The 14,819-nt window shown below is 35.0% G+C and carries 12 protein-coding genes; 4 read left to right on the top strand and 8 right to left on the bottom strand.

What is annotated here, in order from left to right:
• Nucleotides 1–94: 94 nt before the first annotated feature.
• Nucleotides 95–1,255 (bottom strand): PTS sugar transporter subunit IIC, encoded by a 1,161-nt coding sequence (locus ATN92_RS01860; protein WP_087721275.1) that lies wholly within the window; start codon nucleotides 1,253–1,255, stop codon nucleotides 95–97.
• A gap of 248 nt (nucleotides 1,256–1,503) precedes the next feature.
• Between ATN92_RS01860 and ATN92_RS01855 the strand changes: the two genes are divergently transcribed.
• Nucleotides 1,504–2,445: a DUF1002 domain-containing protein gene (locus tag ATN92_RS01855; protein ID WP_056954695.1), complete on the top strand. Its 942-nt coding sequence runs from the start codon at nucleotides 1,504–1,506 to the stop codon at nucleotides 2,443–2,445.
• A gap of 51 nt (nucleotides 2,446–2,496) precedes the next feature.
• On the opposite strand, the gene ATN92_RS01850 is transcribed toward ATN92_RS01855, so the two are convergent.
• From ATN92_RS01850 to ATN92_RS01825, 6 genes are all read right to left on the bottom strand, one after another.
• Nucleotides 2,497–4,161 carry a glycoside hydrolase family 13 protein gene (locus ATN92_RS01850; RefSeq protein WP_056954697.1) on the bottom strand — a complete coding sequence of 555 codons (1,665 nt, stop codon included), beginning with the start codon at nucleotides 4,159–4,161 and terminating at the stop codon, nucleotides 2,497–2,499.
• Nucleotides 4,161–4,988: a PTS system mannose/fructose/sorbose family transporter subunit IID gene (locus ATN92_RS01845; RefSeq protein WP_056954699.1), complete on the bottom strand. Its 828-nt coding sequence runs from the start codon at nucleotides 4,986–4,988 to the stop codon at nucleotides 4,161–4,163. Before ATN92_RS01845 ends, ATN92_RS01850 begins: the two co-directional genes overlap by 1 nt.
• A gap of 19 nt (nucleotides 4,989–5,007) precedes the next feature.
• Nucleotides 5,008–5,832 carry a PTS mannose/fructose/sorbose/N-acetylgalactosamine transporter subunit IIC gene (locus ATN92_RS01840; protein ID WP_056954700.1) on the bottom strand — a complete coding sequence of 275 codons (825 nt, stop codon included), beginning with the start codon at nucleotides 5,830–5,832 and terminating at the stop codon, nucleotides 5,008–5,010.
• 27 nt (nucleotides 5,833–5,859) lie between these two features.
• A complete protein-coding gene (locus ATN92_RS01835) occupies nucleotides 5,860–6,351 on the bottom strand; it encodes a PTS sugar transporter subunit IIB (protein WP_056954701.1) in 492 nt (163 codons plus the stop codon).
• 12 nt (nucleotides 6,352–6,363) lie between these two features.
• Nucleotides 6,364–6,789: a PTS sugar transporter subunit IIA gene (locus ATN92_RS01830; protein ID WP_056954703.1), complete on the bottom strand. Its 426-nt coding sequence runs from the start codon at nucleotides 6,787–6,789 to the stop codon at nucleotides 6,364–6,366.
• A gap of 122 nt (nucleotides 6,790–6,911) precedes the next feature.
• Complete coding sequence (locus tag ATN92_RS01825; RefSeq protein ID WP_056954705.1) at nucleotides 6,912–9,476, bottom strand: sigma 54-interacting transcriptional regulator; 2,565 nt, start codon at nucleotides 9,474–9,476, stop codon at nucleotides 6,912–6,914.
• Nucleotides 9,477–9,656: 180 nt separating this feature from the next.
• Between ATN92_RS01825 and ATN92_RS01820 the strand changes: the two genes are divergently transcribed.
• Nucleotides 9,657–10,115, top strand: a complete 459-nt coding sequence (locus tag ATN92_RS01820) for an ASCH domain-containing protein (RefSeq protein WP_056954707.1) — start codon at nucleotides 9,657–9,659, stop codon at nucleotides 10,113–10,115.
• 136 nt (nucleotides 10,116–10,251) lie between these two features.
• On the opposite strand, the gene ATN92_RS01815 is transcribed toward ATN92_RS01820, so the two are convergent.
• Nucleotides 10,252–10,950 carry a ribonuclease H family protein gene (locus tag ATN92_RS01815; protein ID WP_056954709.1) on the bottom strand — a complete coding sequence of 233 codons (699 nt, stop codon included), beginning with the start codon at nucleotides 10,948–10,950 and terminating at the stop codon, nucleotides 10,252–10,254.
• 62 nt (nucleotides 10,951–11,012) lie between these two features.
• Here ATN92_RS01815 and ATN92_RS01810 point away from each other — a divergent pair, with 62 nt between their 5' ends.
• The gene (locus ATN92_RS01810) at nucleotides 11,013–11,768 is read left to right on the top strand and encodes an alpha/beta hydrolase (RefSeq protein WP_056954711.1); all 756 of its coding nucleotides are present in this window, start codon (nucleotides 11,013–11,015) and stop codon (nucleotides 11,766–11,768) included.
• Nucleotides 11,769–11,808: 40 nt separating this feature from the next.
• Nucleotides 11,809–14,568, top strand: coding sequence for a YhgE/Pip domain-containing protein (locus ATN92_RS01805; RefSeq protein WP_179207688.1), 2,760 nt, complete (start codon nucleotides 11,809–11,811; stop codon nucleotides 14,566–14,568).
• Nucleotides 14,569–14,819 lie beyond the last annotated feature (251 nt).

Raw genomic sequence — 14,819 nt, 5'->3', positions numbered from 1 at the left:
TAAATCTTAACATGAGAACAGTGATGTTCTTTTTTTATTTTCTAGAGATTAAAAAACTGGTATTGATTATTCATCAATACCAGAAAGTATAGAACTAAACTAACTCGACGGCTGACCAAACAGCAGCACGCCAATCCCAACCAGTTGCCATTAGTGGTCCGATAATTGGAGGCATTGTCCAAGGTACCATTGCTACTGGCGCATTCATTAATCCTAAATGAATCAAAAGATAACTACCTGTAGCTAAGATCAATGGAATTACGATAAATGGAATCATCGTCAAAGGATTCATAACAATAGGAAATCCGAAAATAACTGGTTCATTGATTTCAAACAAAGCACCTGGGAATGCTACTCGTCCAAGATCACGATAAGTTTTACTCTTTGAGAATAACATCAAAACAACCAAAGTAATTGTGGCACCAGTACCACCAACGTTAACCATTAAACTAGAAAATCCAGCGGCTGTGGCATAAGGAAGTGGTTGATGATGTGCAAAGGCAGTTCCGTTAGCAGCTAAGAATTGTAAGAAAATTGGATCAGCAATTCCCTCTAAAGTCATATCACCATGAATACCACAAACCCAAAGCAAACTTACCAAGAATGTGTAAACCAAAATACCTGGCAAAGTATTCATTGCGAATAGTAATGGATGGAAAATTGATTGAATAACCAAATTAATATCAATATGTAGTGGCATACGGATAAACCAGAATAGAACTAAGATAACGAAACCTGGTAATAATGAAACAAATGAATTCGAGACAGCTGTTGGTACACCATCAGGTAATTTGATAATAATATTTTTCTTAATAAAGAAGTTAAAAATTGTAACTGATATCATAGCAGTAATAATTGCGGTAAATAATCCAGATGATGAAAAATTATTAGTATCTAATTTGAACTTATCATTAAACGAAACGATGACAAAAGCCATAGTTGAAAGTCCAGCACCGGAAATAGGATCAACTCCCAATTCCTTAGATAACTCATATCCAATCCCAATTGCAGCTAATAATGAAATAATTCCAAATGATCCATTAACGGCTACACCAATCATATTCATATATGGTTTGATGAAATTAGCCCATGCAGTAATTGGTATATTCCCAACAATTAGGAATACACTACCACTGATAATAGCTGGTAATGTCAAGACTAACCCATTACGTATGGAAACTAGATATTTATTGTTTCCGACTTTTGACATCGGTGGCATGATTTTATTTTGAAGCCAATCCATAAAGTTTTTCAAAAGCCTGTACCCCTCTTTCTGCCGTAAAATAGTTTTACAACAAGAAAAGTATATTCTTGTAAGCGCTATTATTCAATAGGTATATACCATTTTTACTAAATCATTGACATATTGTCAAAAAACTATTCATTTTTATTAATTTATTCGCCAATATATTAATATATTCATACAGACATTCAAGAATTTTTCTCATCTTCTCGAATTCTTCATACATATTTGGTTTAATAGAGTTTAAGGAGGATAAAACCTTGAAAAAGTTAAATATCATTTTATTAGGACTAGTTTCTCTAATCACAGTTGGGATTTTCTCAACTCAGACTGTCAAAGCGGACGATCTAAGTGATCAACCCGTAATGACTTTGGGAACTTCGTTAACATCAAGTCAGCGTCAAGGAACAATCGATGCCCTTTCTTCACAAGTTAGTGGAGATTACAAAACTATCACCGTTACTGGCGATACTTTAGTGAAATATCTCAACCCTAGTGGTAGTAATTTCACAAGTAACAGTGGTGTTTGGTCATCAGCCTTGATTCAAAAGACTTCATCCGGTTCTGGTATTAATGTCAAAATCGTTGATTATAATGGAAAGAACAATATTACTACCATTACAGCCGACCAATATCGTAATGCTGCCGTAACTGCCGGTATCAGCGATGCCAACATCTATGTAACATCAGCTACACCAATTGATGGTTCTGGTGCTTTAGCCGGAATCTACGCCGCTTATGCAAATAGTGGTGATACCTTGAATCAAAGCCAAGTTAACGCTGCGCAAAAGGAAATGAATGTCTTAAGTAATATTACCGATGCGAATAAAGGTACTGATGGATATTCTGATAAACAATTGAACAATGCCGTTGCCGGTATGAAATCTGATTTGGCAAACAAAGGTGACAATATTACTGTTAACCAAATCACAACAATCGTTAATAACAACTTACAAAAGAATAATCTTCAAAACATCATCAACGATACTCAAAAACAACAAATCATCAACTTGATGGTACAAATCAGAGATTCTGGTGCTTTGAAGAATTCAAACTTTAAACAACAAGCTCAAAAATTAAGTAGCGATATCATGAGTAAAGCTAAAAATATTTTCAATAACTTAAATACTCAAGAGAATCGTAACTTCTTACAAAGAATTTGGGACAGTATCGTTTCATTTTTCAGTGGTTTGTTTAAATAATCTGTAATACGCAAAGAACTCGTACGTAATTTGATAACGTACGAGTTCTTTTTATTTCTTCAAAATTCTAGCTTCATATGGTCCGAGGATTTCTCCATTTTTACCATCATAATTAGTTATAACTGTTTTAAAATCAACATATTTATTCAATGTCTCTACTTTTTGCGTCTCACTAGATAGATTAGCAATCACAAGCCATTGCTTATCGTCCAGTGTTCTAGTGTACATAAAAATATTTTTATCATCTGGCAATAGCAATTCAAAAGTACCATCTTTTAAAATTGGTTCTTCATGCCGTAATTTAATTAGTTCCTGATAATATTTGAATACCGATTTATCAGATCTTAAATCATTAGAAACATTCAGTTCCTTGTAGTTAGGATTTAACTTAAACCATGGTTTTCCTTTAGTAAACCCAGCATTCTTACTGTCATCCCATTGCATAGGAGTACGGGCATTATCACGACTAATCTTTCTAGCAGCTTTCAAAAAATCGACATCGTTAATAGTTTTTTCTTGTTTTACCAGTTTGTCGTAGTTAGTTTTTAACTCTATATCCTCATAATCTTCTAGTTCAAAATGAGGATTAGTCATCCCTATTTCTTCACCTTGATAAACAAAGGGTGTACCTTTCAATCCATGCAATACCGTTGCAAAAGCAGTCGCTGATTCATAACGATACTTAGTATCATTTCCCCATCTAGAAGGCGTCCTAGCACGGTCATGATTCTCAAAGTAAAGTGCATTCCAACCATGGCCGTCTAGCGTGTTCTGCCAGTTGGATAGAGTCTTTTTAAGTTGAACAATATCAACAGGTTGAATTGCCCATCTACCATTTACATCCCCCGGTTTACGATCCACATGCATATGTTCAAAGGTAAATACCATATTTAATTCTTCACGATCAGGTTCAACTAATAATCTAGCATCTTTACTCTTACTATCCGGGGCTTCACCAACACTCATCATGGAAAATGGTTTAAACACTTCTTGATTCATTTCATGAATGAATTCATGCATTCTTGGTCCGTTATTTTGATTGCCAACAACATATTGTAAATTATGTGGATTAGGATTATTGGGAAAATCCTGATTTTTAGAAATAGAAGTAATAACATCCATTCTCCATCCATCAACTCCATGAGCTTTCCAGTATCTCATAACGTCATAAATAGCTTGTCTAACTTTGGGATTTTCCCAATTAAGATCCGGTTGCTGCTTACCATAGTAATGAAGATAATATTGCTTACGATTACTATCATAAGTCCAAGCTGAACCACCAAAGTTAGATCCCCAATTGTTAGGTTCACTACCATCTTCTTTAGGATCTCTCCAAATATAAAAATCACTAAAGTAATTATCTTTTGATTTACGACTTTCTTCAAACCAAACTGATTTATCAGAAGTATGGTTGGCCACCATATCCATAATAATTTTAATATTCTTAGAGTGCGCATCCTGCATTAGTTTTTCCAAGTCAGAGTTATCTCCAAACATTGGATCAATCTTTCGGTAATCGGCTATGTCATAACCATTATCAATTTGTGGTGATAAATAGCATGGACTTATCCACAAAGCATCAACGCCTAATTCTTTTAGATAATCTAGTTTACTGTCAATTCCTTTCAAATCACCAATGCCATCATCATTAGTGTCAAAAAAACTCTTAGGATATACTTGATAAATTACCGCGTTCTTCCACCATTCTTTATTCATTAAACAACACCTACTAATGCTAATAAGATTGAAATAACAATTGTGCCAAGAATTAACCAATTAATTGAAACGTTCTTTTTCTTTAATAACCAGAAACATAATAGTGTAATTGCTAAAGGTAAAATACCTATGAAAATTTGATTCAACATTTGTTGTGACTTAAGAATAGTTTTGCCACCAACAACCATATTCCATTTCAAATCGAATTTAACCATGTTGCTAGTCATAGCACCAACCATCATCAAACCAACAATACTTGCGGCTTTTGTCAAAATATTGATTAGGCCCTTTTCATACAATTCACCGATATAATTTGATCCCAATGTATATCCAAGTTGACCACCATACCAACGAACTAGTTGTACAGGAATGTTGAATAATAGCAAGAAAATAATTGGCGCAGCAATATTACCATTCTTAGCCAAACTAATTGCAATACCTGCGGCAATTACTCTCAAAACACCCCAGAAAATAGAATCCCCAATTCCTGCCAAAGGTCCCATCAAACTGGTTTTAATGGCATTAATAGATTCAGCATTGAAATCATCACTTTCACTATTTTGCTTTTCCATGGAAGCTGTAACTCCCATGACGAAGGGAGCCATAGCTAGATTAGTATTGAAGTATGACATCTGACGAACCATAGCTTCTTTTTTATCTTGTTCTTTCTTGTAGAACTTATTAATGAATGGCAGCATTGAATATTCGAAACCTGAAGCTCCTTGCTTAGCAGGAGTAACGGCTGAATATAAGGTAAATGAGCGCCAATACATTTGTCTCATTAGTTTCTTTTCATCTTTTGACATATCTTTCGATAATTTACTCATAATATCCTTCTCCTAATCATTAACTAAAGAAATCATCATTTTCCTGTTCATCTTTTGTTTCAGTAGTAGTTGTATTTGTGGTAGCAGGTCTTGCTGCAACCTTTTCTACAAGTCCATGCAATTGATAGTCTCTTTGTGCAACTAAGATGGCAATAATAGCTCCCATAACAGCTACAGCAATAAGTGGCATCTTCAAATATGCAACGATTAAGAATCCTAAGAAATAAAAGGCTGAAATATTCTTATCCCAAAGAATCTTCATTAACATTGCCATACCAACGGCTGGTAATACATTACCGGCAACCGTCAATCCATGAACAATAATAGTAGGAATCATCTTTAAAACTCTTTGTGTAGCTTCTGAACCAAATAACATTGCAAAGAATGGAATCAATGAATAGAGGAACCATTGCAAAGCCCACAATCCAAAGTGCAACCTGACTATTCCTTTTTGATTTCCTTTTTCGGCCATACTATCGAACTTACTTGCAAATGGACCGACAACAGCAACATAAATCAAAGTTTTAATTTGTAATCCAATAATACCTAAAGGAATTGCAAGTGGTAGTGCAACTCCCAAACCACCATGCATCATAATGGCGAAAGCCACGGCTAAGGCACTAGCAAGTCCTGGTTCAGCGGCACTAGCACCACCAATATTAACGATACCCATAAAAATAGTTTCAAGAGATGCACCGATCATCAAACCAGTTTTTACATCTCCCAATAATAAACCGACCAATGGTCCAATAACGATTGGTCTTCCTAGCATTGAAAAACCTAATAATTCCTGACCACCTACGGTTAGAAAAACAACTATGGCAACTGCAAATGCTTCATACATGTCTATTTCTCCTCATCTGTGATAATTTTATAGATTCATTTTCTTGATAAAATCAGTAGCTTTTTCTTTTTTATCTGTTGGTAGATTCTGTAATGCTGTTTCAGGATAGATTTCAACTAACTTCTTCAAAGATTCGATTTCTGGTTTAGTTAACATTACAAATTGTGTCAAAGTTGTCTTAGGATCGGTTGATGCCTTACCAACGTTACCTAAATTGACATATTGAATATCGGAAACCTTTTCGGCCAATTTTTCAGCATCTCCGACAGTTCTAACTAAAACAAATAATTTCATATTTTGTGCACGTGGATCATTCAATAATTCAATAGCACTATCAACTGTTTTAATAATCACTTTAATACCTGATGGAACAGCCATCTTCAAAGCCATTTGTTGTGTCTCATCACCAGCTGTGGCATCGTTGGCAACAACAATCCCATCAATACTCATTTCCTTTGACCAAACCATTGCGATTTGTCCGTGAATTAATCTTTCATCAACTCTCATAATTTTAATCATTATTATTTCCTCCTAATTGAAAAAATCCTCATCATCATTTTTTGAATCATTATTATTTAATTCGACAGTTCCTAAGCTATTTCTGCCAACTTCTACAAGTTTCTTAATATATGTTGCGTTTACGTCCTCTTTGGATAAAATTGCTTCAATTACAACTGGTAAATTAAATCCATAAATAATAAAGACGTTCTTATTATTTTGTGCTTTGACAGTCAATCTTTGATTAACACTGCCACCCATTAAATCTGTAAAAATAATTACTTTATCATCATCTGCGAATGTATCGAATAATTTATCAATAGTTTCATTCAAATCATCATTCTTTTTTGTATATGCCGAAATGTAACTGACATTGTCATTATGTCCGGCGAAAAGTTCAATTGTGTTCTTCATGCCTTCGGCCATGCTGCCATGTGAGGCAACGACTATTTTTTTCATCTCATTACCCTCCTCACTTTTATATAAGCAAGTTACGTGCCAACTTTTATAAAAGCCGTTAAATAAAGCTTTTTAATTGTAAAAAAAATAAGTGCTTAATTTTGATTAAGCACTTACCCTGTTTAAATATAAAAATGTAATAGCTGATACATCAACGATATCTCATAATCGTTAACCTGAAAATTGTACTTTAATTCGATACCCTTAAATATCGTTTTAGAAACAGAATAAAATTCTTTTTCCTTATCTCCTTCAAATGAAACGCTTGGATTCTCCTGTTTACGAGAATTTACTAGCATTCGCTCAATCATCAATGACAAATGCATATACAGATTCAATTTGGTTTTACCATCCAAAGAAATATCATAATATTCTTGGTATCTCTGGGTAATAAGTTGAACCTCATCAATAACAACATCTGGATTAAGGAATTGTAATCGATCTTTTATGCCTTCAATTGTAAAGAATTTTAGCATCTTATTCATCAATGCTTCAATATTAGGCTTTTGTTCTCCCGAATTAATCAACAACTTTTCAAATCTAGCATAGCCATCTTTCTCCATAATGTCGTAAATATTAATGATATCAATGTCTAGATTCGTATCAATATCAGTTGTCGTCACAACAAATTTAGTTTTATCAAAGAATTTTTGTTCATGATTCTCTAAAGTCTGTTTCAAATCCTTATAGTCCATCGTTATAATTTCGAACTTATTGGACAAGCTTTCTAGCATCATCCGCTTGATTTCTTCTGACAGACCCACACCTGACATACAGGAAACTACAATATTAGAATTATCGGAAAGCCCTTCATAATATTGAGTACCACAAGCCTCACCAAATTTATTAGCTGCTCGAGTAATTTCTTTAAATCCGTCATTACGTTGAATTCTTATTCCAACATCAAGAGCTGTTGCCGTTGTAACATTATTAATAACCAGCAATTCGCAATTAGAGTACTTTTTAATTTCCGAGAACATCTGCGTCAAAGAACCCATATCAAACAGCACAAAAATCCCTTTATGATCTCGATCCTTTTGTTGTCTAATATACTTTTGCACGTAGTTATTAATCTCATGAATGGAAATATCGATTGGCATATCAAATGCCTCAAAAATATAATTACCACACAAGTTATTAACCACGCTTTGAATACTTGTAGCAGTGCTATCTCCATGTGCCAAAATAATTCCTGTATATTGGATACTCTCAATTTGATTAATTTTATCTTTAAATAATAAAACTAACCAAGGTATATTGAACTCTTCAAAATCCTTATCTTCACTAATTCCTTTTAACAATTGTTTATAAACATACATAGTCCGTGGATAGAGTTCTTCAAAATCACTATTAAGTTCGGTCATATTAACCTTTTCGTAATCTGTAAAGTAATACAATGACAAGCCAAAACTAATCTGCTTAATATCTGCATCTGATAACTGCAGTTTAAGTCCATATCGTTTATTTAATATCGATTCAATTCCTATCTTTAACTTATAACTAATGGACTGAATCAAGTTTGTATCCATTAAATAATCAAGCTTCTTTAAGAATTTCATCAACAATAAAATTTGATTAGAAATTGTATCCTTTTTAGACGTTGATTTCTTCAAGGCCAAGTGCAATTGATTAATCAAATCTATTTCATTATCAATTGATTCAGTACGATCATTAATGTCAGTGTCTTTATCAATAACTATGTAATTGTCCTTTTCCGAAGAAGAACCTATATGAATATCTTTACCCTGATAATTTTCTGTATATGCTGAAGCACACAACAATTTAACCTCATTTTGCATAGCTCCAACATTACCCGAAGCATCGTTTTTCGTTAACTCTTCAATTACCTTATTAGTTATATAAAAACGACGATCAATCCTCACGGCTTCTTCCTTGAAAGCATTCGTAATCAACGCTAATCTTTCAGTCAGTGGACGATCTTTAAATGCTGGTAAAGAAACATGCAATGGAACTCTTCGAACAAAGGTCTTCAAAAGAAAATTATCCAAATCCTCTGTTGTAGCAAATATAAAACGAACATTTACCTTATGAGCGTTCTCATTCTCACCTAAAGGATAAAACTTGCCTAAATCTAATAGGGAAAACAACTTCTCTTGGCTTTCCTTAGGTAGCCTATGTACCTCATCTAAGAAGAAATAACCATTATCAGCCTGATCAATTAATCCAAGCGTATCTTCATTTGCCCCAGTAAAAGCTCCCTTTTTATATCCAAATAGAACTGAGGAAAGTAATTCCGGATTGTTAGCATAATCTGCAGCATTTAATGTCACAAATTTAGCATCGTCGGAAATAACCTTCATTTTTTTAGCTTCATTATAAATATCTTTGGCTAAAAAGCTTTTACCGACACCACTAGGTCCAGTAATAATTAAAGGAAAACCATTGGGAGGATAAACTATTGATTCCTGACACTTTTTGACAATGTCCTTTAAACTTCCAGAATGACCAATCAAATTTTGAAAAGGAGCATCATCTTTAGCAATCTTCCATAATACTGGTCTACCACTCTTCTTAGTTAATTTTCCTTCCTTATAAAGTTGAGACAAATAGATACTAATGACATTTCTACTTAGTCCTGCCGCATCGGCAATGGTCTTAGTATCAGTCCATTCATCTCCATATTCCTCTTGAATCACCTTATATACTTTATCTACTGATTTTGTCATTGTTCACCTTTTAAGCACTATAAAAATAATTAAGCACTGTTTTCAATCATGCAAGTGCTTACTTTTAGTTTAATCTTTTATCTTTAATTAAGCACTTATATTTATCTCCGAATAATCTTTGATTTAATTGCCACTATATTTACAATTAAACTAATTATAATTTGGTAGAGGTAAATACGTATGGACATAAAAACATATTGGAACAACTTCAAAACAGAACATCCCGAAGTCACAACTAACGATTACGAGGCCTTCTCACTAGGTGGCGAAGATGACATTGAGGAACAAGACTCATTAGCTAATCTCATCAAAAACGGTATTAAAACCGCTACAACTTCAGCTTATGATCTCTACAAACAAGATGAAACTGACCCTTTACCGCAAGTAGGTGAATACGGAATTATTTTAGATGGACACAATCAACCAACTTGTATCACCAAAACAGTCGTTGTAGAAACTGTCCCTTTTAATCAAGTCTCAGCCGAACATGCCTATCACGAAGGCGAAGGTACTCGTGGTTTAGATGAATGGCGTAAAGATCATTGGAAATTCTTCAAACAAGAATATGCCGACGAACACCATCCTTTCAATGAAGAACTTCCCTGTGTCTGTGAAGTTTACAAAGTAGTTTATAAATGAAAAGAACAGCTTCCATTAAGTATTCAAAACATATGTTATGTATTTGAATATCTCTTAATAGACGCTGTTCTTATTTATTATTTAGATTTTACAATAGCTAATAGGCAAAGCAGGATTTAGTTCGGAACAACAATTTTTACATTTTATCCATTGTTTCATTTAACAAAGCATCAACACGGTTGTTCCCCACATTGGTTGCGTGTCCTTTAGTCCATTCAAAAGTCTTCTTAGGAATGGTTGGCAAAAGTTGATCCAACTCGTGCCACAACTCAACGTTCACCGGTGTACTACCATCGGCTTTTTTGAAGCCTCTTCTCTTCCAGCCATTGAGCCAATTTTGAGTAATAGCGTTGAGGACGTACTGAGAATCTAAGACAAATATCGCATTTTGTTGGTTGATTTTAAGCTCATTTAATCGTTTAATACTCTGAATTAGGGCCATTATCTCCATGCGATTATTTGTCGCTCCAAATTCTCCACCAGTTCCTTCATATATCTGGCCTTTGTTATTGATATGATAGGCCCAAGCGGCTTTATCAGAATCCTTAACATGACCACCTTTAAAGTTACCATGATTTCTGGAACCACCGTCGGTATAAATAACGATGTCAAAATCTTCAATATTAGAAACTTTGTTGGCAGATTTTTTAGTTGTCGTTTTTCTACTATTATATGAATCTTTTCCATCAATAAAAGCTTGTGCTTGCGCTTTATCAGGAAAACTTTTATATCTAGCTCCGGCAAAACCATCGACTTGAGCCTTACAGTCAGCCCAGGTTGAATAGATTCCAGGTTTCTTACCGCGTCGTACTGCATAATATTTTTGCAATGTCATACCTCATTTGGTTAATTTTTCTCAATAATAATTATATAATAATATCTTGTTGGGGTGAATTTATGAAAAAAGGGCAATGGCCGATTCTCTATATCCACGGTTTTCGTGGTGGAGACTATACGACCAAGAAAATGATCGAATCCGCTTTAAAGTGTAACGGTAAACAAAAAGACCAATTTCTCAAAGCAATCATTGATTGGAAGGGAAAAGTCACATATGAGGGAGTTTGGACTGAGGATGAACATCCCATTGTCCAAGTTGTTTTTCAAAATAAATGGGTTGGCAGTAACCAGATGGCATATTGGTTAACCAAGCTATTATTTAACTTACGCTTAGAACATGAATTCACAACTTATGATGCAATTGGTCATTCACTAGGTGCCGTTTCATTGGTACTGGTCAATTTGAAGGAAAAAATGCGTCCCTACATGCCTAGGTTGAAAAAATTAGTACTCATCGCTGCACCGTTCAACGGAATTATTGGTTTGGGAGATCTTCCCAACATCAACCGAATCAAGCCAAACGGACGTCCAGCTTTTATGAGTCCAACCTACTTTAGAATTTTTATGAATGAAAAAAGTATCTCAGACGATTTACGCGTTTTGAACATTTTTGGAAATGTCGGCGATCACTCTAATAGTGACAAATACATTTCCGTTACATCTGCCAAGTCTATTTCTTACATTCTCAAACCGCGAGTAAAAGAATACACCGAATATCTTATTAAGGGCTCTAATGCAGAACACTCAATGCTTCACGATGATTCAGAGATTCTAAAAATGGTCAACGGGTTTATTTATTATAATCCGCTGTCATAACGTTATATAATTATATTACTACTACAGTTTTAACAGAGATTTGGAGGGGATTTCTATCAAAGCTTGGGAATTATTTAAATTAGATTTAAAGAGGACATTAAAATCCAAGCCCGCAACTTTATTGATGCTGGCACTGGTTATTTTACCGTGTCTATACTGCTGGTTTAACGTTTGGGCCCTATGGGACCCTTATTCTAACACTAGTGGTCTAAAAGTTGCCGTTTATTCAGCCGATACGCCAGTTGAAGTACAGGGTCAAAAAATTGAAATTGGTGATCAATTAATCGACAACCTTAAAAAGAATCATAAACTAGGTTGGACTTTTGTCAACTCCAAAAAGGAATTAGACCAAGGTGTCAAAGATGGTTCTTACTACGCTGGAATTTATATTCCAAAAACTTTTTCTAAGGACATTATCAGCTTCTTATCTGGAACTATTAAGAAACCGAAGCTGGTCTTTAAGGTAAATCAGAAAATCAATGCGATAGCCCCGAAATTGACTCAAACCGGGGCAACAACCTTACAAAACACAATTTCTTCTGAATTCGTGGGAACCATCAGTAAAACTATTACACAAGCATTGAACAAGTCGGGAATGGATATCAAAGATAACCTTCCAATGTTAAGACGATTCGAATCCTTGCTAGTCACAACTGATGACAACATCCCTGAATTACAGGACATTATGGATAAAGTTCAAAAAGCTAATACCCTAGTACCTAACTTGAATCAAAAATTGAATCAAGTTAATGACATGTATGGATATTTGCCATTATTAAATGAGGATGCTAATAAATTAGTTAATGTTAATAATATTTTGCCATTAGCCGATGTTGGTGGAACTGCCGCTAAGCAACTAAATAATAAGATTCCTGAAATCCAAAACGCTGGTACTCAAATCAACGAAGTGGATACGGACTTTGGTAAAATTTCTAGCTTAATGAGCTCCAGTATCACTCAAGTCCAAAACGGACTAGAAGTTATCCAGAAAGTTCAAAACGTCATGCCTGAAGTTCAAAAATTAGGCGAAGATGCTAAGAACGCTACTGATAAGACAACTTCTGAATTGATTCCTAAGATTCAACAAGCCTTACCTGTTATCAAGACAACCATCGATACTGGTTTATCAATGGTTTACAACCTTGGTAAGCAAATCAGTACTTCTGCCGAGATGATCAATACTTTAATCGACAAGATCAAAGAAGATCCAACTAACCAGCAGTTGAAAGAACAATTGAAGACCGTTATTCAAAACATCGCTACCGACTCAACCCATTTGGCAAAAGTCAGTCGTCAAGTTGCTTCAGCTTTAACTGATCTCCAAAACTTCTTCAACCGCCTAGCTGAACAATTAGGTAAGGATAAGTTAACTCTACTCGACAGACCTATTCAACATCTAAACGATTTAGCTACGTTGAACGATACATTAGCTACAAAAGCTAATGATATTTTGAACAACTATGACAGCTTAGATACTTCTGAATTGCAAAGTAAGCTAACTAATTTACAAACACATGCAAACCAAGTAGCTGACGGCGTTAATACAATTAAGAACATCAACATTATGGATTCAGTTTCAACAATCGTTACTGATATCAATAGCTTCTTGAAGGAACTTAGTTCCACACTAGGATCTTTCAACACCGATATCATCCCATCAATACCAGGACTCTTGAACAATACTGAAGGTATTTTGAACACTGCTTTAAGTTACCTTCAAAAGTATCAAAAACAATTGCCTGCTGTTGGTAACGAAATTCATGACGCTAACCAATTATTGAATGGTAATATGAACAACATCGTTACCGGAATTGGTATGCTAAATGATTTCTATGACAACGATTATCCAACTTTGAAGAACAAACTAGCTAAGGCTACCTTCTTTGTTCAATATGAATTGCCATCAATTGAAAATGAGTTAACTACAACTTTGAATTTGGTTAACTCCAAGACACCAGAATTAGAACAAGCACTATCAACCGCTAACGACTTTGCCGAAAATGATTGGCCACAATTGAAGAAAGACATTCATCATTCCGCTACCCTATTGAAGAAGGGCAAGAAAGACGTTGACCTCGGAGCCATTATTAGATTAATGAAGTCCGACGCCAACAAAGAATCTGACTTCTTCTCTAACCCAGTCAAATTGAAGCAAGACAATCTCTATGACGTACCAAACTACGGATCAGCCAGTGCACCATTCTACTTAGCTCTCTGTATTTGGGTTGGAGCATTGTTACTATCCAGTGTCTTCACCGTTCACTTCAAGTTAGACGAGAAACAACAATATCTCTACACATTCAAGCAAAGATTCAATGGCCGTTACTTAACATTTGGTTTCTTAAACCAATTACAAGCAATCTCCGCAGCCTTAGGTAACCTATTCATCTTGCATGCTTATACCAAAGAGAAGATATGGTTAGTTGTCTTCTGTATGTTTGTAAGTTTCGTCTTCATCTCGATACTATATTCGTTAGTCCAAATGTTTGGAACCGTCGGAAAAGGACTCGGAATTATTATCCTAGTGCTATCAATTTCCGGAGCCGGAGGAAACTTCCCAGTAGTACTATCAGATGGATTCTTTAGAGTAATCAACCCATATCTACCATTTACATATGCGGTAAATCTAATAAGAGAATCAGTCGGTGGAATATATTGGCCTAATGCAACCAAAGATATTATTATATTGTTAGCATTTGGAATTGGGTTCTATCTATTAGGATTACTATGTACAGAACCATTGAAGCCATTTATGCATAAACTACATAAGAGTGCTAAGAAGAGCATGATCATCGAATAAGAGGGCGGAGCAAGGGCGGTTAGCCTCCGAGGATTTGCCTAAGTATTGGAATCGCACGCGGCACCATGTGGGCAATTTCAATACTGTAGCAAACCGGAAGAGGTTGCCCTTGTGGAGCTCGTTTCAAATAGAGAGCGGAACAGTTCCGAGCATTTGCAGGACTTTGCGAATTAGCCGCGAAGCAGGTAGTTCGTGAAGTCAGACAAAGCACAAGAATCTGGCCTGTGGAGCTCGTTTCCACTATTAAACAT

The organism is Companilactobacillus bobalius (assembly GCF_009764355.1).
This window is presented reverse-complemented; position numbering and strand designations above follow the sequence as displayed.